The sequence below is a fragment of the Flexilinea flocculi genome (assembly GCF_001192795.1).
Taxonomy (GTDB): domain Bacteria; phylum Chloroflexota; class Anaerolineae; order Anaerolineales; family Anaerolineaceae; genus Flexilinea; species Flexilinea flocculi.
Map to the genome: position 1 here is coordinate 1,755,646 of NZ_DF968181.1, position 19,971 is coordinate 1,775,616.

20 protein-coding genes are annotated in these 19,971 nt (G+C 38.8%); 9 read left to right on the forward strand and 11 right to left on the reverse strand.

Annotated features, from left to right (window positions below):
• Positions 1–20: 20 nt before the first annotated feature.
• The 9 genes from ATC1_RS12210 to smpB all read right to left on the reverse strand — a co-directional run bounded on the left by ATC1_RS12210 (position 21) and on the right by smpB (position 8,314).
• Positions 21–1,055, reverse strand: a complete 1,035-nt coding sequence (locus ATC1_RS12210; RefSeq protein ID WP_062282586.1) for an ABC transporter permease — start codon at positions 1,053–1,055, stop codon at positions 21–23.
• Between the two features lie 11 nt (positions 1,056–1,066).
• Positions 1,067–2,605, reverse strand: coding sequence for a sugar ABC transporter ATP-binding protein (locus ATC1_RS12215; RefSeq protein WP_062282589.1), 1,539 nt, complete (start codon positions 2,603–2,605; stop codon positions 1,067–1,069).
• A 27-nt stretch (positions 2,606–2,632) separates the two neighbouring features.
• A complete protein-coding gene (locus ATC1_RS12220) occupies positions 2,633–3,718 on the reverse strand; it encodes a LacI family DNA-binding transcriptional regulator (RefSeq protein ID WP_062282591.1) in 1,086 nt (361 codons plus the stop codon).
• Positions 3,719–4,201: 483 nt separating this feature from the next.
• Positions 4,202–4,453, reverse strand: a complete 252-nt coding sequence (locus tag ATC1_RS12225; RefSeq protein WP_062282594.1) for a YggT family protein — start codon at positions 4,451–4,453, stop codon at positions 4,202–4,204.
• A 28-nt stretch (positions 4,454–4,481) separates the two neighbouring features.
• A complete protein-coding gene (locus ATC1_RS12230) occupies positions 4,482–5,201 on the reverse strand; it encodes a YggS family pyridoxal phosphate-dependent enzyme (RefSeq protein ID WP_062282598.1) in 720 nt (239 codons plus the stop codon).
• 22 nt (positions 5,202–5,223) lie between these two features.
• Positions 5,224–6,006 (reverse strand): peptidoglycan editing factor PgeF, encoded by a 783-nt coding sequence (gene pgeF / locus ATC1_RS12235; RefSeq protein WP_062282603.1) that lies wholly within the window; start codon positions 6,004–6,006, stop codon positions 5,224–5,226.
• Positions 6,003–6,638 (reverse strand): DUF2085 domain-containing protein, encoded by a 636-nt coding sequence (locus ATC1_RS12240; RefSeq protein WP_062282607.1) that lies wholly within the window; start codon positions 6,636–6,638, stop codon positions 6,003–6,005. The genes pgeF and ATC1_RS12240 overlap by 4 nt, the downstream gene beginning before the upstream one ends.
• A gap of 63 nt (positions 6,639–6,701) precedes the next feature.
• Positions 6,702–7,793, reverse strand: a complete 1,092-nt coding sequence (locus tag ATC1_RS12245; protein ID WP_062282610.1) for a L,D-transpeptidase — start codon at positions 7,791–7,793, stop codon at positions 6,702–6,704.
• Positions 7,794–7,870: 77 nt separating this feature from the next.
• Positions 7,871–8,314 (reverse strand): SsrA-binding protein SmpB, encoded by a 444-nt coding sequence (smpB, locus tag ATC1_RS12250; protein WP_062282614.1) that lies wholly within the window; start codon positions 8,312–8,314, stop codon positions 7,871–7,873.
• A gap of 349 nt (positions 8,315–8,663) precedes the next feature.
• Here smpB and ATC1_RS12260 point away from each other — a divergent pair, with 349 nt between their 5' ends.
• From ATC1_RS12260 to ATC1_RS12280, 5 genes are read left to right on the forward strand one after another with little or no spacing between them, the layout of a single operon-like run.
• A complete protein-coding gene (locus ATC1_RS12260; protein ID WP_062282620.1) occupies positions 8,664–10,193 on the forward strand; it encodes a CapA family protein in 1,530 nt (509 codons plus the stop codon).
• Entirely contained in the window at positions 10,190–11,854 is a 1,665-nt protein-coding gene (locus ATC1_RS12265; RefSeq protein ID WP_062282623.1) for an elongator complex protein 3, read from the forward strand. Before ATC1_RS12260 ends, ATC1_RS12265 begins: the two co-directional genes overlap by 4 nt.
• Before the next feature lie 3 nt (positions 11,855–11,857).
• Positions 11,858–12,571, forward strand: coding sequence for a hypothetical protein (locus ATC1_RS12270; RefSeq protein WP_062282626.1), 714 nt, complete (start codon positions 11,858–11,860; stop codon positions 12,569–12,571).
• Between the two features lie 19 nt (positions 12,572–12,590).
• Entirely contained in the window at positions 12,591–14,279 is a 1,689-nt protein-coding gene (locus ATC1_RS12275; RefSeq protein WP_062282630.1) for an alpha/beta hydrolase, read from the forward strand.
• Positions 14,280–14,298: 19 nt separating this feature from the next.
• On the forward strand, positions 14,299–14,778 hold the full coding sequence (locus tag ATC1_RS12280; protein ID WP_062282635.1) for a tryptophan-rich sensory protein: 480 nt from the start codon (positions 14,299–14,301) through the stop codon (positions 14,776–14,778).
• Here the strand turns inward: ATC1_RS12280 and ATC1_RS12285 are convergent.
• The gene (locus tag ATC1_RS12285) at positions 14,738–15,238 is read right to left on the reverse strand and encodes an NYN domain-containing protein (protein ID WP_062282638.1); all 501 of its coding nucleotides are present in this window, start codon (positions 15,236–15,238) and stop codon (positions 14,738–14,740) included. The genes ATC1_RS12280 and ATC1_RS12285 overlap by 41 nt on opposite strands.
• 176 nt (positions 15,239–15,414) lie before the next feature.
• Between ATC1_RS12285 and ATC1_RS12290 the strand changes: the two genes are divergently transcribed.
• The 4 genes from ATC1_RS12290 (at position 15,415) to recR (ending at position 19,114) form a co-directional block, all read left to right on the forward strand.
• On the forward strand, positions 15,415–16,035 hold the full coding sequence (locus tag ATC1_RS12290) for a lamin tail domain-containing protein (protein ID WP_082174784.1): 621 nt from the start codon (positions 15,415–15,417) through the stop codon (positions 16,033–16,035).
• Between the two features lie 257 nt (positions 16,036–16,292).
• Positions 16,293–17,858 carry a DNA polymerase III subunit gamma/tau gene (gene dnaX / locus ATC1_RS12295; protein WP_062282645.1) on the forward strand — a complete coding sequence of 522 codons (1,566 nt, stop codon included), beginning with the start codon at positions 16,293–16,295 and terminating at the stop codon, positions 17,856–17,858.
• A gap of 289 nt (positions 17,859–18,147) precedes the next feature.
• Positions 18,148–18,501 (forward strand): YbaB/EbfC family nucleoid-associated protein, encoded by a 354-nt coding sequence (locus ATC1_RS12300; protein ID WP_062282649.1) that lies wholly within the window; start codon positions 18,148–18,150, stop codon positions 18,499–18,501.
• A 7-nt stretch (positions 18,502–18,508) separates the two neighbouring features.
• The gene (gene recR / locus ATC1_RS12305) at positions 18,509–19,114 is read left to right on the forward strand and encodes a recombination mediator RecR (protein WP_062282652.1); all 606 of its coding nucleotides are present in this window, start codon (positions 18,509–18,511) and stop codon (positions 19,112–19,114) included.
• Positions 19,115–19,209: 95 nt separating this feature from the next.
• Here the strand turns inward: recR and ATC1_RS12310 are convergent, their stop codons facing one another.
• Positions 19,210–19,965, reverse strand: coding sequence for a hypothetical protein (locus tag ATC1_RS12310; protein ID WP_062282656.1), 756 nt, complete (start codon positions 19,963–19,965; stop codon positions 19,210–19,212).
• Between the last annotated feature and the right edge of the window lie 6 nt (positions 19,966–19,971).

Sequence of the window (19,971 nt, forward strand, 5' to 3'; positions counted from 1 at the left end):
TTCCGATCAATATCGAATTCTTATTCTGATTTTTGCTTTTGTGAAATAACAGCCAGGATGATTAAGGCACCTTTAAGAATCATTTGATATTCAGACTGAATATTACGCAATCCTAAGATATTATCCAGGATGCTCAATATAATTGCTCCCATGACAGAACCTAACACTGTTCCTGATCCACCTGCCATACTGGTACCGCCAATAACAACAGCAGCAATAGCATTTGTCTCATAACCGTTACCATCGATATGACTTCCCTGGTTCACTAAGGCCGCATGAAGCATTGCAGCTAATGAAGCCAAAAAGCTGCATAATGTAAATACTATAATCTTTGTTCGGTCGACTGCAACACCGGAAAGTCTGGCTGCTACTTCATTTCCTCCAACAGCGAGTACATGCCTCCCGAATCCTGTTTTTTTTAAGATGAAAGATGCAATAATCCCGACACCTGCCAGATAAAATACCTGAACTGGAACCTCCAATCCGAATAGATTAACATGACCCGCGAACATATCCTTATAAGCCTGAGGAGCCCCGGCGCCGCCAAAAGCTAATGGAATTGCATATCCACCTGACCATAATGAAGCAATACCACGAGCAATTGTCATCATTGCTAAGGTTACAATAAATGGCTGAATTTTTATCTTGGTCGTTATGACTCCATTAATGAAACCAATGAATGCTCCCGCAGCAAATATAACGAGTAAAGTAGGTACTACCTCCCAGTCGCTGCGCATCATTAATGACGCAGAACCGACAGCACTTAACGCCAAAACAGCACCAACAGATAAATCAATTCCAGCCAGCATAATCACCAATGTCATCCCGACAGCAATTATTCCATTCTCTGATGCAAAACGAACAATATTTAGCAAATTTTCAGGATTCAGAAATACAATATGTCCATTACGGACAGGTGATAAGATTATTGATAGTATAAATATTCCAAATAATCCAAAATAGCTTTGGGAGCGCAAAAAAAGTTTTCCAACGATATCTCCAATTTTTTTTCTTTCAGGAGTAACAATGAGAGTGTGTAAATTTTTTTCTTGCATAGATGGTCATCCTATGATTGTGGGATCAACGTTTCAGTCACGCTTGTTTGAAATTCAGTAGCAGCTTCCATAATCTTTTCCTGTGTGGCTTCAGATCGATGTAAGACAGCTGTTAATCGGCCTTCGCATAAAACGAGAATTCGATCACACATGGCTAATATCTCAGGTAGTTCTGAGGATGCCATAATAATACTGGCACCGGCATTAACTAATCGACTTAATAAGGCATAAATTTCAGCTTTCGCACCTACATCAATGCCATGTGTTGGTTCATCTAACAATAATATATGAGGATTCGTTAATAGACATTTGGCTAAGGAAACTTTTTGCTGATTACCACCAGAGAGTTTACTTACTAAAACATTGGGGGAAGATGTTTTAATTTGCAGCTCTTTGATTGATAATTGAACAGCATTATTTTCGTCTTTTTTTCGAATTATTTGATGTGTAAGGAATTTTTTTAAGGCAGAAATCGTGATATTGTGAGCCACTGACATTTTTAAAATTAAACTTTGTGTTTTCCGATCTTCCGTCACAAATGCCAGGCCTGCATCAATTGCATCTGATGGTGAGTGAAAATGGCACTCAAGACCGTTTATTAAAATTTGACCTTTTACTCGTTTTGGATTGTTCACTCCGAAAAGAGTCTCAAGAAGTTCTGTACGACCGGCACCTAATAATCCCGCTACTCCGATAATCTCACCCCGTTTTAAGTCAAAAGAAATATTGTATAGAGGATGGCGTCCTTTGCGTGGATCATCAGACAGAAATAAATTTTTTACCTCCAAAACGGTATTTCCCGCCTGTGCAGTTGTATTGGGGAACAATTCTTCAAATTCACGGTTAACCATCATTTGTATCAATTCTTTTTGGTTGACCGATTTGGTCAACTTTGTTCCAATGTATTGACCATCCCGAAAAACGGTTATTCGATCTGAAATTTGAAATATTTCATCTAATTTATGAGAGATATAAATCATTGTTGTACCCTCTTGTTTGAGAGATTTGATGACTGCAAAAAGTTTTTCAATTTCATTTTCGCTCAAAGCTGAGGTTGGCTCATCTAAAATCAGTAGTTTCGCATCAAGGGAGAGCGCTTTCGCTACTTCTACCAATTGTTGTTCACCCATTCTTAAGCCTTTTACTTTTCTGTTTGGATTAATATAAAGATTTAATCTTTCGAGAAGTTTAATGGCTTCGTTTTCCATTTTTTTATTATCCAATATACCCAATGGAGTATAAGATTCACGACCCAAGAAAATATTCTCTGTAATCGTTAATTCCGTTATTAAATTCAACTCCTGGTGAATAATCGCTACTCCATGAATTTGTGCATCGCGCGGATTTTTAAATCTCAGAGGCTGGCCATTCCAAAGCAGCTCCCCCAAATAATCAGTATAAACACCGCTCAATATATTCATTAAAGTGGATTTTCCAGCTCCGTTCTCTCCAACGACAGCATGGATTTCACCTTCTTCCACCTGGAAGCTAATATCTTTAAGTGCTTGTACACCACCAAAATTCTTACTTACTGATTTGATTTCTAACATAATTTTCCGCTTTGTAATCAATCATTATCATGTTTCGTTTACTGGTTTTATTAACAAATTCATTTTTGATCCGGAAGAAGTACGGACCATTAATTTTGTATCCAGAACAACCTGGCGATATGATCTTGTTGGATCTTTTAAACGCTCTAAAAGTAATTGTGCAGCCGTCGTCCCTATATCAAATGCCGGTTGTGCCACAGCAGTTAGGGAGGGTTGTAGCGATGTTGCCCAAGGCATGTCGTCAAAACCAACAATTGCTATTTGATCAGGAATTTTTAAATTACGTTCATGAATTGCCTGCAATGCACCTAAAGTCATCAGATTATTTGATACCATTACTGCAATTGGAGGGAATTCCAAGTCCAAAAGAGTCTGCATCGCCTTATATCCACCCATCTGTCTAAAATCACTATAAATGATTAATTTTTGATCTAAAACCAGATTATGATGCAAAAGTGCTTCTTTAAACCCTTCAAGACGTTCAACCGAAGTGCTTGTCTGTTTAGGGCCGCAGATGATGCCAATTCTCTGGTATCCCAATTGTGCTAAATGAGAGGTTGCCTCAAACGCTCCTTTTTTATTTTTGACTGTAACACCATCCATATAATCCATCCCCGGTGAACGATCAATCGCTACCAATTGGATGCCTGATTCCACTAAACTCTTACAGAATTCATTATTATTTTTAGTCGGAGTCAAAATGATTCCCGCAACATCTTCAGCCCTTAAAATGGATAGATGAGTTTTCTCTCTTTTCGGGTCTTCATCCGAATTGCAGAACAAAAGACTATATCCTGCATCATAAAGAATCGTCTCAATTCCACGAATTACACTGGTAAAAAACGGATTTTCAATATCCGAGATAATGACTCCAATGGTCTTTGACACTCTTTTACGAAGGTTGCTTGCTGAACGATTAGGGCAATAACCCAACGTTAGCGCTGCTTTTTTCACTCGGCTGGTTAATTCGGAACTGACATAAACTTTACCGCTCATCACACGTGAAACCGTTGCAATTGAAACCCCTGAGAGTTTTGCAACTTGAAAGATATTGTTTTTCCCCTCAGCCTGTTCGTGTTCTTGTTTTTGTTGTTTTTTTTTCTTTTCAATCAATTTTGTGTCCTCAATGTATAAGAAGTATTATGAAACCAAGATAGCCCTCATAATTTTTGTTTATCTTAATAGAATTGCAAACTAACTGATTTTTATTATTCGGAATATTAAATAACCACAAAATAAATACAAATAAGAAAACGTTTTCTATACATAACAGATTGTATAAAGCATACGTTTTTTTGTCAATAGGGAAATTGATTGTATTTCTGAAAAGGTTTTCTTATCTTTTTTTAAAAAATACAACCTGTTTGAATAACGCAGGAAAAACAGTACTTTACAAAAATATACTGAAATGCACTACTGACTACATGCTCAAAAGGTATTATGGCCAGTCTTTTAGCAGATATGTACTTGAAAATAAATGTCGGTTTGTTGTTAGTATGCTAAGCACAAAAACAACAAACCGACTTTTTTCCCCTTAGATTCAAATCGCTGAAGTTTGCAGGATTTCGTCTATTTCCTCAGTAAATTTCCAAATCTCTAAAAAAACCATCTGGCAGCAGATTCAACAAATTGAAGAATCAGCATTAATATAATCGGACTAAGATCAAACATTCCTGTATTCGGCATGATTCGTCGAATCGGATCAAGAAAAGTATTCATAAATCTGTCCAACATGGCTCGATACTTATTATAGGGTGATACGAACCAGGAAACGATGATATAAACCATCAAAAGTGTAGACATGATATTAACAAGTGTTGATATAAATAATTCCAAGAATCTGCTCATAATATATTATTCCTATGCTTCTCTTACTTCACGCTCGCGGTCCGACTAAAATTGTCCCGAGTCTTATAAATGTGGCACCCTCTTCAATTGCTACGCAATAATCAATGCTTGTTCCCATCGACAATTCTGTCAGGTGGGTACCATAATGGGAATTGAGGTTTTCTAAAACCTGTCTCAAATTTGCAAAATAATATCTGTTGTCCTCAGCATTCTCTGTAAAAGGAGGAAGCGTCATTAATCCTTGGATATCAAGCTGTGTGCAATTTTGCAGTTGTTCCAAATCCTGTAAAAAGCTGCTTGAAAAGTCAGTCCCTTTTAAAATCCAGCCCTTTTTATTTACTTCTTCGCCTGTATTTAATTCCAAAAGTACAGGCATTTTTTTCCCTTTTTTTTCTAAAATTGAATTTAGTTTTAAACCAATATCCAACCGATCCAATGATTGAAAAGAATCGAAGTATTCCGCAACAAGCCTGGCTTTTCTGCTTTGACAATGTCCTATCATATGCAGTCTGACGTCTTCCGGAGCGTTCTGGAAAACTTCAATTTTTGTCATGGTTTCATCCGGATAATTCTCACCAATATCTTTAATTCCGAGATCAATCAATGATTGAATGACATCTGCCGGTTTTAATTTTGTTACAGCCATCAAGCGGATATCTTGTATATTTCTGCCGGCTCTATGAGCGGAAAAGCTCATCGCGGCACGAATTTCGTCCAAATTCATCTTTATTGTTTCTTGAGTAATCATTTGTATATTTCCAAAAAAGTTTTTACCCTGTTGTCATCAGCACACCAAATCTGCCTGTTTTTCCTTGATCTCCGCGATGAGAGAACCATTCATCTTTATGACAAACAGTACAGATCTCACTGGTTTCAATTTTGGTAACGCCTGCATTTTCGAGTGTCAGAAAATTCGCTTTCCATAAATCAATATGAATTCTTCCATCCTTATGACAAATCAGACGATTTGCATCCTCAGGAAATGATTTGATAAATTTCTCCTCTACATCCTGGTGAACGATAAAATGGTCTGGCCCGATCGAAGGACCGATCCCCGCAATAAGATTTTTGGGTTCGCAATCGTAGATTTCAGTCATGTTTTTAATCACATTTCGACCAATTTGCAGAACAGTTCCCTGCCATCCGGCATGATAGATTGCAGATACTTTTTTGATCGGATCAAAAACAATTACCGGAACACAATCACCAAACCGCATCACTAATGTAACCTCAGGATTATCCGTAATAATTCCATCTGTTCGTATTGTGCGTGTTTTAACATTTCTGGGAATATCCGTACAAATCGTGGTTGCGCTATGAACCTGCCAGCCATCATAACGCGTTGAAAGATCCAGACCGAAAACAGAAAACATGCGATTCAGATTCTCCAGGACATTTTCATTGGAATCGCCAACCGTTGTAGCCATGTTGAGGCTGTTAAACGGAGCAGGACTGACACCGCCCAATCGTGTAAAGAATCCATGTTTGACTCCATAATTATTGAACTGTTCAAATTGATAGAATTTTAGTCCATTTTGTTCTTGTATAATCACGATTTCTCCTGATTTAGAAAAACATACTCCAGATAAGGGAAAAGAAACCAGGCAGTGAAGAATCCAAAACTGCTGCCTGTCAATACCCGGATAATTGGGGTGCTTTCCCGAATCGGCCCCAATGAGGGCAGTATGTGGCTCGCCATTTGCGTTAATCCATCCCATGTCATTGGCAAAAGGCCCAAGATCAACCAGACCAGCCAATGAATTCTCGGGAGACGGTAGTTTGATATAAAATACAGCAGACAAAAAACAGCAATTGCCAAATAGATTGCCAGATCACGCTGACAGATAGCAACCTTATAACCCATTTGCGAATTTCCAACAAATTCCCTGATTTCTTTAAAATCCACACTCTCAATTCCAGATGCTTCCTCAAATGAAAGAATGGTTTTATTTTGATTTATTTCTTGAAGTGGATAATAATACTGCTCCCCGAATAGGAAAAAAGAACGATATGGAAGCTGATGGCACATGAAACGATATCCGCCGTACAGGATTTTGGCAGGTGTTTCGAAATGATAATGCATCAGAACAGGAGCTAAAATTGCCAACCCGGAATAAAGAATAAATACTGTAAAAAAAATCAGAATATAAAATCTGCGGAAAAATTTCGAAAATTTATCGTCCATGTATAAATAACATACGTCCGGAAATTGTCCTGGTTTTATGATTGGTCTTTCTATAAATTTGGCTTAATTTTTTACTTCGATCAAAGTACCAACTTGTCCTTCAACATGGACGTCACCGGGATCTAATCCGACTTGAGGATTTACCCATCGCCAGATCCATTTGGCATCTTCGGGTTTGCAATTGATGCATCCGTGTGACCTCGGAGTTCCAAACCCATTGTGCCAGAATACAGCATGAATCGATGCTCCTCCGGTCGCAAAAATAACTGACCATGGAACACCAGGTGTATCCCAACCCGAACCAGTCAAACTTCCCGACATATGAATAGAGATTACTTTTCGCCATGGATAATGATTCCCAGTAGGAGTTGCATAGCTATCAATCACTGCACCCTCATTACTATATACTGCTCCGGATGATATTCGACAAAAATAAACCTCTACATCGTTTTCGTAACAGGTCAAAGTCTGATAAGTAAGATTTGCATAAATTCGTTTATTTTGGACATCTGGATGAATGGGTTCTACTTCTTCTTTCGTAATCGGTCGAAAAGCGCGCGAATCGACATATGCGATATCGCCATAAGTTCCATATAATTCATTGGCCCTGTAATATGTCAGCCCATCATTTCCCTGTTTAATTTCATCAATCCAAAAAACCTGACTATAGTAAACTCGAGGATTCAGATCTTTTACTGCGATATACCAGGGAGATATCGGTTCTTTTCCAAAGATAATATTTGAATAGGGAACTGTCACTTCAGCCCAAAAACCTTTCCCCATACTGGAATCCGGCAAAGAGGTTACCGGAGTGAGGTTTGGCTCGTTTTTTACAATCTGTACCCCAGGTGAATAAACAAATCCATAAGGTGTTTCAAACCATGTAGCAGAATATGAACCGGCAGGAGGTTCCCCGACAACTTGCTGGTAAATCGGAAAAATGAAATCTTCATAAACGCTTTTATTAATTTCTGCGTCAGCGGACGGGCGAATCCGAAAATTCATGATTCCACCCAGACAATTACGTCCAAGAAATTCAGCCTCAGGAAATGTATCAATTTGTGTGAAGGGATCAAAAAAGGATAATGTCTTTTTCGGTAAAATTAACAAACCACCTGATATCGCTGCTGCTTTTAAGAAATCCCGCCTGTTCATTCTATAAATAACATCCTATTTTTGCGTAATTCTATAGATAAGTGATAATTCCAATTTTGTGAAAACCATTAAGAGGACTATTCTCGGCGCTCACGATCTCTTTGAGCATCTTTTTTCGCAATTTCTTGTCTCTTATCATACAGTTTTTTGCCTTTTGCTACTCCAATTTCGACTTTCGCCAATCCATGGCTCAAATATACTTTGGTCGGAATGATTGTTACCCCCTTTAATCGTACGTCATTCCATAAATCTCTGATTTCTTTTTTATTCAGCAATAGGCGGCGTGGTCTGACTGGATTGTGGTTATATCTGCTCGCAGGATCGTATGGTGAAATATGTGCATTAAGCAGCCAAGCCTCTTTCCCATCTCGTATTTCCACATAAGATTCACTGATGCTGATCTTCCCAGAGCGAACTGACTTTATTTCTGTCCCTTGCAATGCAATGCCAGCTTCATAGGTTTCTAAAATAAAATATTCAAAACGTGCTTTTCGATTCGCAGCTAAAATTTTCTCACCCATGGTCTCTATTTTAACAGGTTATTCATAATCTGAGCACATCATCCGATAAATCTCAGTAAAACGAAATTTGGATTCACTTTTTGAATAAGGAAAACAAAGAATTCTTTTCATATTTCGAATTAGTGGATAAAAGTGTGCTCATCAGTTTTCCAGTATAAAAGGGGAGACGCAGAAATCCAATAATTTGATCTGTTTTCCAATTAATATGAATAAATTTTAGGTTAATTCGTGTGTTTACATCCAGCGTAAAATCGAAACAACAACAAATAATCCTTCCCATATTTCGCATCGCAGTCCCATATTTCGAATTGCTGGTCTTATAATAGAAACCATGAAAAAGAAAAATATAATGATTCTCATTCTTTTGTTTCTTGTCACATATTCCAGTGTCTATGCGAAGAATACGATCGGACTGACTACTGATTTGCCTTTTCCAGGATCGAAACCAACACCGATTTCGTCTGTCAACGAAACCAATCCGATACAGTCATCTTCTGAAGAGGAACCTTACCGGCTTGTGTTTGCGTTGACAGCACCTTTTACATCGACAGTTGATAATATTTCATTCGATCAATTGCAAAATTTTTGGGTTTTTGGCAAATCAAATGAAAAAGATTTCCCAACAGAAAAAATCCTTCTTTCGGCTGAAACCGCATCCCGATTAGCGACTGTTTTTGGCTCATCGCCATCCAATTCTATCGTTATCGCTTCACCAGACAGAATATTAAATGATGTTTATCAGAATAATGATTGGGCAATCCTTCCTTTTGACCAACTGGAATCTCGATATAAAGTAATCCATATTAATCAAGCCTCTCCACTAAGCAATACATTCGATCACAACAAATGGCCGCTCACAGTCAATATCGGTGGAAATGAAAATATGAGCAAAGAGGATTGGGATTCAATAATTCCTGCTAATCGAGACCCCAATAAACTGACAACGCTGATGCTGACCGGTGTAACTGCAATGGTTCGGGGGACTGCACAATATATGGATGTTTGGGGTCCTGAATATCCCGGGAAAAATATACGAGATGTCCTGCGTTCTGCAGATATTCTGCATGTGAATAATGAAGTGCCTTTTGCCCAGGTCTGCCAGCAAACACCTGACCAGTTGAATCATCTGGTTTTCTGCAGTAAAAGTTCCTACATGAATTTGCTTAAAGATATTGGTACAGATGTTGTAGAGTTGAACGGAGATCATTTCCAGGATTTTGGTGATGAGGCAGTCATTTATACCTTGGATTTATATCAAAAGAATAAAATTGCATATTACGGCGGCGGATATAATATGGAAGATGCTAAAAAACCGCTTCGCGTTGATCATAACGGGAATAAATTTGCATTCATCGGTTGCAACGGAAAAGAAATCGGGTATGCTGCTGCATCAGAAACACGGCCAGGAGCAGTCCATTGCGATATTCCATCGATCATAAAACAAATTCAATCCTTAAAAAAGGATGGAATTATACCAATCGTTACCTTTCAACATATCGAGTATTACCATATATCCCCTAATGAAGATATGCTGGCAGATTTTCAAGCTGTCGCAGATGCCGGAGCTGTCATCGTAAGTGGTAGCCAATCGCATATTCCAATGGCTTTTGAAATTTCAAAAGACTCTTTTATTCATTACGGTTTAGGAAATTTGTTCTTCGATCAGGCGTTTTTTCTGCCAGAGACGAGTGAAGCGACACTGGATATTCATACATTTTATGCCGGAAAACATATTGGTACAGAGGTTTTAACGATAAAATTTACAAATCTTGCGATCAATCGGTTTATGACCATGGAAGAACGAATTCCTGTTCTCAACCGCATCTTTGCTGAAACGAAAATTGATTTCGATTTAAATCAAAGGGAAGCCAACAAATGACAGAGTTTATCGATCAGACCCATGTTAAAGATGTTAATGAATGGGAAGCATCTATAAAAATTTCTCCGGAAGTCTTGGCTACTGCGAAAAAAATTCTTTTAAAAGTGATGAAAGGTGCAGATGTTTATGAAACAATTCGAAAATATCCAGTTCCAAATCACGGTAATATTTCGAAGCATGCCCTCGTCACTGCTTATAAAGATATGATCAGTAAAGGTGAAATAGCTGAGGATTCAAAGCTTCTTTCGCGAATTCGCATGAAACCGATGCGCACCTTAAGTGGTGTCACAACTGTTACAGTCCTTACCGGACCATATCCATGTCCGGGTAATTGCATTTTTTGTCCGACAGATATCCGCATGCCGAAAAGCTATCTTCCGGATGAGCCAGGAGCTGCCCGTGCATTTCAAAATCATTTTGATCCATATGAACAGGTCTTGTCCAGAATAAAAACCTATGAAGCAGTTGGCCATCCGACCGATAAAATTGAACTGTTAATTTTGGGTGGATCCTGGACAAATTATCCTCAATCCTATCAAACATGGTTTGTTCAAAGATGCCTTGACGCAATGAATGGTTGTGATTCAGAAAATATCCAGTCCGCTCAGATGATCAATGAGACAGCAGCTCATCGAAATGTTGGATTAGTCATTGAAACCCGACCGGATCTGATCAATCCGGAAATATTAAAGTTTTTAAGAATTTTGGGTGTCACAAAAATTCAGATTGGAATCCAAAGCCTCAATGATGATATCCTGTTGTCAAATCGACGTGGTCACACTGTAGCGGAAGCGCTCTCCGCAACTGCGTTATGCAGAGCTGCAGGGTATAAGATCGTTCTGCATTGGATGCCAAATTTATTACATGCCACACCGGAAAGTGATCGTGAAGATTTTCGAAAATTTTGGATCCAGGCAGAAAATGGTTTGGGATTCTGCCCTGATGAACTTAAAATTTATCCGACACAGCTTTTAATAAATACAGATCTATATAAAGAATGGGAAAAAGGGTTGTATCAGCCTTATGACACAGAAACCCTGATTCAATTGATTGCAGATATAAAAGCTACAGTGCAGCCCTATTGCCGTATTAATCGTGTCATTCGTGATATTCCATCGCACCATATTGTTGAGGGCAACACCAGATCAAGCCTGCGTATGGATGTTCAAAAACGGATGAATCTGCTCGGTACAAAATGCAAATGTATCCGTTGTCGAGAAATTAAAGGGCAAGCAATCAAACCGGAAAAACTGCAACTGATCGATTTCCAATATGCTCCTGCATATTCCCATGAGCATTTTCTGCAATTTGTTACTGACCAGGATAAAATTGCCGGTTACCTGCGTCTGTCACTCCCTGCCAAGAATGCTCCGCAAACAGGAATCGCAGAGTTGGAAAATGCAGCGCTCATCAGAGAAATTCATATTTATGGACAAAGTCTGGCAGTTGGATCAGAACAAACTGGAGCAGCGCAGCATATGGGATTGGGAACTCGATTAATTGAATCAGCATGTGAAATCGCCAGACAAGAGGGTTTCCAAAAAATTGCTGTTATCTCAGCAATTGGTACAAGAAGGTATTATCAATCAAGAGGTTTTTCCCGCGGGGACTATTATATGATTCGACTTTTAAACAAATCATATGATGAACAGAAAGGATAAGAAATGAAAAATATTCTTCGAATTTTCCTTGTCGTTTGTGCCTTTTCATTTATTAATTTTCCGGTACTTGCAGAGGATATTCGTGTACAATGCAGTAATACCGCAATTACTTTGACCATGTCTGTGCCTTCGACCAACGTTAAATGCCTGACGGTGATGAATAGTGAAGCAGCTGGTACTGACAAACCATTAACGGATGCGAAAATTGCCAGTGCATCCGTTGTAATCAATGACTATATGCGGGCAGGTAATTTCAATCCGGAAGTTACCGTATTTTCCATGAATGCGCTCTCTTCAGTCAATAGTGAAATCTATACTGTAGCGACTAATCTGGCTGCTCTACTGAACCAGGCAAGCCTGAGCGAAGGCAATCTTACCATAACTCCTCCGGTTCCTTTCCTGCCTTATCAACTGAAAACGCAATTGTTTGCAAGCCTTCCAACAATAATACATTTTGATAATGGTATTGGAATCAGAACAGTCACTGCTTATGGCGACGCCGGTAGTTCTGTATCAAATGATAATCTTGTCTATTCCATGCAGGGAATCACACAGGATGTATCAAAATATATCAGTGCAGTTATACCAATTTCCAATATGCAGATAACGGGTCCGGTTGATCTGACAACGTTTGACTGGAGCAGTCTTCCTGCAGAAAGCTGGAATCCATCCTTATCAGTGCTTGATTCTTATATGCAAACGATCATAACAAACTAATTCTGTATACAGAATTCTTGTGAAAAGGATCCATTTTTCTCCGGTTGCACAGCTTTTTCTCTGTTTTTCATTCATTCTGATTGCCTTTGCTCTTTCACGATGGATCGAAACAGACGGTGGAAAAATATTAATTCATAAAATAGATATTGAAATTACGGAAACATCATGTGCAGCAGGGAAAATCTATCGTCCACTCAATGCACAATCTCTGAATCAACGTCCAGCTGTTGTTTTGGTACCTGGTCTCCAAAATGATAAAGATGGCATGTCATCCATCGCAATTGAGTTGGCTAAACGCGGATATGTTGCTTTATCCATTGATAATTTTGGACAAGGAAGTACGCCTTCTCGAAGTTTGCTACCGGGTGAAAGCGTCATTGATAGCGCGTATTCACTACTTAAATCCCAATCATTTGTTGACAAGGAACGAATAGGTATTGTTGGTTTTTCGGTTGGTACAATCGATACATTGCTGGCTTCAGAACTACGAAATTTTGCTTCAATTCTTCTATTAGCGCCATATGAAGATCTAGCTCGGATAAAAATGAGCGACAGTATCATCCGAAAAATCCATATCATCAGCCCATTTTTCAATGAATTCACGCAATTTCGAGCTTCAGAATCGTTAATAGAAAAAAATAAATCAAATCAGGTAGATCAGATTCAGACGAACATTTTCCATTTCATCATGCCAATTCATCCAAGGATCATTGCTAAGGTTTTAGACCAAATCCATGCGGATCTACAGATTCCGAATGACGCACCGCTTTGGTTCAACACGAATCTGCAATCTGCGTGGATCCGTGATTTATGCCAAGCGATCTGTTTTGTCTTTTGGCTAATCGTCATCCTTCCTGTTTCTGAATTACTGGCTCGCATCTCTAAAAACCATCTTGCTATTACCCCCCAGAAGATTTCTTCTAATGCTGTCAGATGTCTGCCATTTCTGTGGATCGTCTCCGGAATTATCCTGTACATCATCGCGTTGATCATTGCGTATTTTCTTTATCACAATAGTAATCTTTTTTATCGATTTTTCTCAATCAGCGTTAACTTAATCTGGATAAGCAGCATGGTTATTTTTTGGATAATTCCTGTGACAATTTGGCAAAAGGAAAAAGATAAAGAAGCTTTTTCTCATATTAATGTAGGTAATTTCCTCATATCTTTATTGATCGCTTTGACAGTCCTTTTATGGATGTATGGAACAATGCGGCTTTTTTCAAGGGTATTCATGATTGACCTTCATTTTATTTTCCCCTTTTTCCGATCCCTCGATAAAAAATGGCTGCTCTTTCTAAGTGTTTTTTTCATTTCGTCGCTATTTTTTGGTTTGTATTCTAATATTTTTGCGTCCGCTTATAGAAACAAACACTCATACATCCGTTTTCTTTTAATCGGCATTGGAAGTCAGCTAATCTTTCTGGCGATCGAATACATCCCGGTTGTATTCTTCCAGACTTCTGGTTGGGAATGGCTTTTTTCATCATTACGAGGTCCTACCAATTTTATGGCTGGATTACAGGAATTTAATGGATTTGTCTGGGGATTCGGTTCATTAATGGCACTTTTCAATGTAGTAATCTCAGGCGCACTTTTCTTACTTCAAACAAAACTTGCCCAGCAGAAGTTCAACAATTTATTTGTTTCTTTTGTCTGCAGTGGTTTATATTCCTGGTTATTAATTTCTGGAACAACTCAATTTTAAGAAAGCGGGTATAAAACAAATGAAAAAAACATTGATCATTGAAATATTATCATTTACTGTAATTGGATTGATTGGTTTTTTAATTTTTGACCTGATTCAAACAGACAGTTCTGGTTTGTTTTCCGGAGCATTTCGGTTACCTTCGGGTTTCCCAACCAGGAATGGACTTATGTTAATTTGGTCCTTCCTGTTACTTTTGGCAACAATTTCAACAGTATTCATATTAACAAATAAAATCTCAATCAACAGGAAGAAAAATGCGCTGATCATTCTATTAATGTTGCTTGGATCGATTTATGGATGGAATTTTTTATTGTTTACCACTCAAGGGAACTTATCCGGAGCATTGGCGATGAATATCGGCGAAATTGCGCTGGCTGGTCTTACAATGCTGATGTTCTGGTTGATTAATCACCAGGCTGGATATCTGTTGTTTCCAACATTCATTTGGGCATTATTCAGTCTTTATCTGAGTATTTCTCTGGTGGTGCTGAATTAAAAAGGTGGATCCATTCCTGGATTTCATCGTCTGAAAGCTGACGCTCTCTTTTTATTTCATCACTGTTGTTCGTATTAGCATTGAGTACAGAAAAAAGCTCTTTGACAAATTGATCCGATGTAATCGTTTTGGCTCCTAATGATCTTACCTGGTTCTGCACATGATGATCGGAGGAAACGACGATGAATTCCTTGACGCGCTTGCCGATTCGGCGAATTCGGTTGATGATTTCTTCATCAGCGGTTGTTTTCTCAGAAACGAAGACAACGCGAACCATTCCATCCATTCGGTCACCGGAATAACCAATCGGAGCGCCATCAAAATATACTTCCAATTTTCTTCTTGACAGGCGTGAAAACTCCCGCAGTATGTCAATTAGTTGGTTTTCATCATCGATTTGAAGCAGACTTAACCCTGGAATTTTAGGAATCAGATTGTGTCCGTCAATAACTGTTATCATTAATTAAATTCTATCGTAGTTGTCCAAATCTGTTGCCACGATTCGAAAAAATAAGGAGGATTCATTGTTGATTTGTTTTGGACAAAAACAGCATAACATCAAAATCCTTTTTTATCATTAAAGGCTTTTTCAAATCAAATCTCGAATTGTCGGATCAATTGGTCTTATTGAGGTAAATGATGAATTCTTTCGGAAAAATTTTGCTGTTATTACTTATCAACATTCTTGTTTCAGTATCAGCAACGCTGGCAGTGCTATACTATTGGGAAAATATTCATAATGCCGAGAAACCCTATACACTTATCACATCCGAAGAAATTGAAAAAACAGAACAAAAAGCTTCATCGCCAGAAATAGATTATGCAATTGTATCGACATCGACATCGCCATTGACAACGCTGACAGTTGAAATAACGGATTCGATCGAACAATCAGACATCTCTTCAACAGAAGAATCGATAGATGAGATTGCACCCGTTCGCGGTTCTCTGGTCTTCATCCCGCAAGCAATTGGAATTGGTGATGTCAATCTTGAAGCGGTACGTATAGAAAGTAACACTGATGATGCTGTTTCGCTTGCAGGCTGGACTTTGGAAGATTCAGAAGGAAATATCTTTTCTTTCCCGAATATCCAAATGATTCGAAAAGGTTTTTTTCTTGAGGTTTACTCCAGATCAGGGCATGATACACCTTACGAACTCTATTGGGGGCGTTCTGTCGCTGTTTGGCAGTCAGGGGAGACCATCGAACTAAAAGATGCCAAAGGACAACTCCAATCAACGTATCGGATCCCCTGAGTTGAGTATAATTAAGCCGACTTATTTAGATCGAATTATGAGCTGGTTCAGTGAATCAATTCAGGCATATCATAGAATCAATCTGGATTGGCGCGATCAGATACGCCGCATGACATATGTTTTTTTTGCTTATCAAATTGATATTGAAACAACAGTTCGGATTTTTCAACATTCTTAGGAATAAATAGAGAAAAAACATTTCAAAAAATCATATTCTCACATTTCGAATTGTTGTATAAGAAAGGGGAAAAGAGTTAATGACATCACAGGCATTATATAGAAAATGGCGGCCGCAAACATGGGATGAAGTTGTCAGTCAAGAACATATCGTCCGTATCTTAAAAAATGCAATTCGCTCTGACCGTGTGGGTCATGCTTATCTTTTTTCCGGACCGCGCGGTACGGGGAAAACGACAATTGCGAGAATTTTAGCGCGTGCTGTGAATTGTCTGGATTCTGATTTAGGAGCTCGCCCTTGTGATCACTGCAGCAATTGCATAGCAATGAACGAAGGTAGATTTCTGGATATCATGGAGATTGATGCTGCCTCCAACACCAGTGTTGATGATGTGCGTGACCTGCGGGATAAGATCAATTTTTCTCCAACCCAGGGTCGCATGAAAGTCTATATTATTGATGAAGTTCATATGCTTTCAACTGCAGCATTTAACGCGTTATTAAAAACGTTGGAAGAACCTCCTTCGCACGCGATGTTCATTCTAGCAACAACTGAAATACATAAAATTCCGGCAACCGTTCTTTCTCGTTGTCAACACCATGAATTCCGCAGGATCCCAGTGACTGACATTGTTCAATGGCTCCAAAAAATTTGCGCTGAAGAAAAAATTGACGCGCATCCGGACGCATTAACACTGATTGCCCGTCAAGCCACCGGCGCTATGAGGGATGCGATTTCAATGTTGGATCAGTTGTCTTCCAATGGTGAAAAAATAACGCTGCAAACAGCTCAAAATACTTTAGGAGTCGCTGCTAACCAGGCAGTGATCGATCTGATCGGATCGATCACTGAATATAACACAGCGGAAGGATTATCAGCGCTTCATAAAGCACTCGATTCAGGAAGTGATTCACGCCAATTAGCACGTCAAGTTGTTGATTATTTGCGTCAGCTCCTGATTCTCCGTCTGGGAACAAATGAATCACTGGAAATCAGCTCAGAGAATCGAGCGCTTATGCAACAACAATGCCAGAAAATCAGCACGGACAGACTTGTTAATATGATCCGCCTGTTCAATCAGGCGGCAGTGGACAGCCGTGTGGGATGGCATCCTGGTCTAAATCTGGAATTGGCATTGGCAGAAAGTTGTGTAGAGGAAAAACCAGTACAGGTCGTTGAGAAGTTGATTGAGAAAATTGCTGCAAAAAAACCTGAAGAATTTATCGCTGTTGACGATGACTTGGAAGAAACAGAAGACCAACCTTTAAAAGTGATTATAAAAAAAGGACAAATTCCTGATCCGACAGTAACAAAAGAAGAAATTGAAAGAAATTGGTCTAAAGTCCGTGCATTGATTAAACAACATGATGCAATTCTGGATGCAACGCTCAATCATGCGAAATTACTATATGTTCGTGATGGCGTTCTTTATCTGGGTTTTCCCAGAGAAATGATTAAAAATAAGGTTGAAGAAAACAGAAAAAGTTTGCTTTGGACAAGCGCTGCCATTTCCAATATATTAGGCAAATCCGTCGGTGTTTCGCTCACTATCTTACGAAAGCGCTCTGCCGTTGCAGATTCCTCTGCCGGTCCATTGGTTGATGCAGCATTGCAAATGGGAGGAAAGTTAGTTATTCAAAAATAATACTTTTCCAAATTTTGAAAAACCTTTTTGAAATAACCTCACTTCAGAAGATACTTTTATGCAGCAATTTGAAATAGAGACCCATTATTTGATCAAAGAATCCTCACTTTATTTGGAATTACTGATTCAGATTTCGAATCGGTGTTTCAGCCAGCTCTTCGAAATAAGGATTGACTTTTCAAATAAAGAAAAAACAAAAAAGGAATCTTTTCATATTTCAAATTACTGAATTTTATGATTGATGTGGTATAAATTCTAAAGTTTAGCATAATGAATTAGGAGAAAACAAATGGCAAAGGGATATGGAAAAATGGGCGGCGGACGGCCGATGGGAAATCCAGGAGCGATGCGTCAACAATTATTGGATATGCAGAAAAAAATTGAAGAGGAACAAACGAAATTAGCTGACGCGCTTGTTACCGCAACAGTTGGCGGTGGAGCTGTCAAGATTACAATGACAGGTGATCAAGTCTGTAAAAGCATATCGATTGATCCGGATTTTTTGAAAGACACTGATGCAGAGATGCTGCAGGATATATTATTAAGCGGAATCAATATGGCACTTGATCAAAGCAGAAAATTGCAGGAAGAAAAAATGAGCCCGTTCACCGGCGGTTTGTCTGGACTCGGTTTGGGTTTCTGATGCCGATATGTCAAATGTTCCAGCGCCAGTTCAAAATCTAATAGATGCTTTTTCGAGACTGCCCGGCATCGGACCGAGAACAGCGTCAAGGTTGACTTTTTTTCTTTTGAGGAATCAGGATGATATCGGATTGAAGCTTGCAGAAGCTTTGGTAAATTTAAAATCTGCTACCGGATTATGCAAAGAATGTTTCAATATAACGCTTTCCGGTCAAGACCGGTGTGAAATTTGTTCCAATGATCAACGTGATCAGGATGTTATCTGTGTGGTTGAAGCACCAATGGATGTCATTGTTCTTGAACAATCGGGAGGATTCAAAGGGAAATATCACGTGCTGCATGGAGTTCTTTCCCCCATTGAAGGAATCAATCCAGAGGACATCCGGTTAGAACCGTTATTTAAACGAATCGCCGAAGGAAAAATAAGAGAAGTTATCATTGCAACCAATCCATCCATGGAAGGTGATGCTACTGCTCTTTATATACGACAAAAATTAGAGCCTTATCACATTCGAATTACACGTTTAGCAAGGGGACTTCCGGCTGGTGGTGAATTGGAATATGCCGATCAAAACACACTGCTTCGCGCACTTTCCGGCCGTCAGGAAATTTGATTGCTTCTTCATTTTAGGTTATTTTGTGAAACAAAAAAAGCAGGTAATTCTTGTTTGAATCAAGAATTACTTGCTTTTTTTTTAATACGCAGAAATTATTCAGGAACGTAAATATAGAATGAAAAAGGACAGAAAATTCCTTCCTCATCTTCCTTTCGTTGTCCGCTGGCAATTTCACTGGATCTGCTCTTAACCAGAGCATAGGTTGCAAAATATTTGTTATCATCATGCAGCTTTTCTTGAGGTGCTTCCATTCGGATTTTCCAATGGACAGAATCTCCAGGATGGATAATCCAGGCTTGATCGTAATCTTTATCCAGGTCGTACAAATATAAATTGTCAATCTCCAAACGCATACCGGTATATTGCATGACATCCATATCGGTATCCCAGTCTTTTGTTCCAGTATTCGTAATGGTCACATCAAAATCGAAATCTTCGCCAAAGCCCATCTTTTGATAGTATTTTGGTGAGTTGACAACGACATTGCAAGCATATTCAGAAGGTGAAACTTTTGTATCAGTGGGAATCATGCGAATTGCGGGATCCGGTGTTGAAGTTGACCACCAAAAGTATTTTGCTGAACTGGATTGAGAGGTAGTTGGTAATACGGTTGGCGTATTGGATGGAACAGGTGTATTTTTTTTGAGTGTCTGAAGTTCTGATTCTGCCTGCAGCGTTTTTACAACAAAATTTTCGACTACAAGTGATTCGGATTTTGTTTTTTGTTCTGCTGACTGAAATGAATTCGATGCTGAAATCGGTTGCGTTGCGTGTGAAAAAGATACAACAAGACTGCTGATGAATACTATTGCGATGCTAAACGACAATACCTTTTTAATTCTGATCATTTTTAT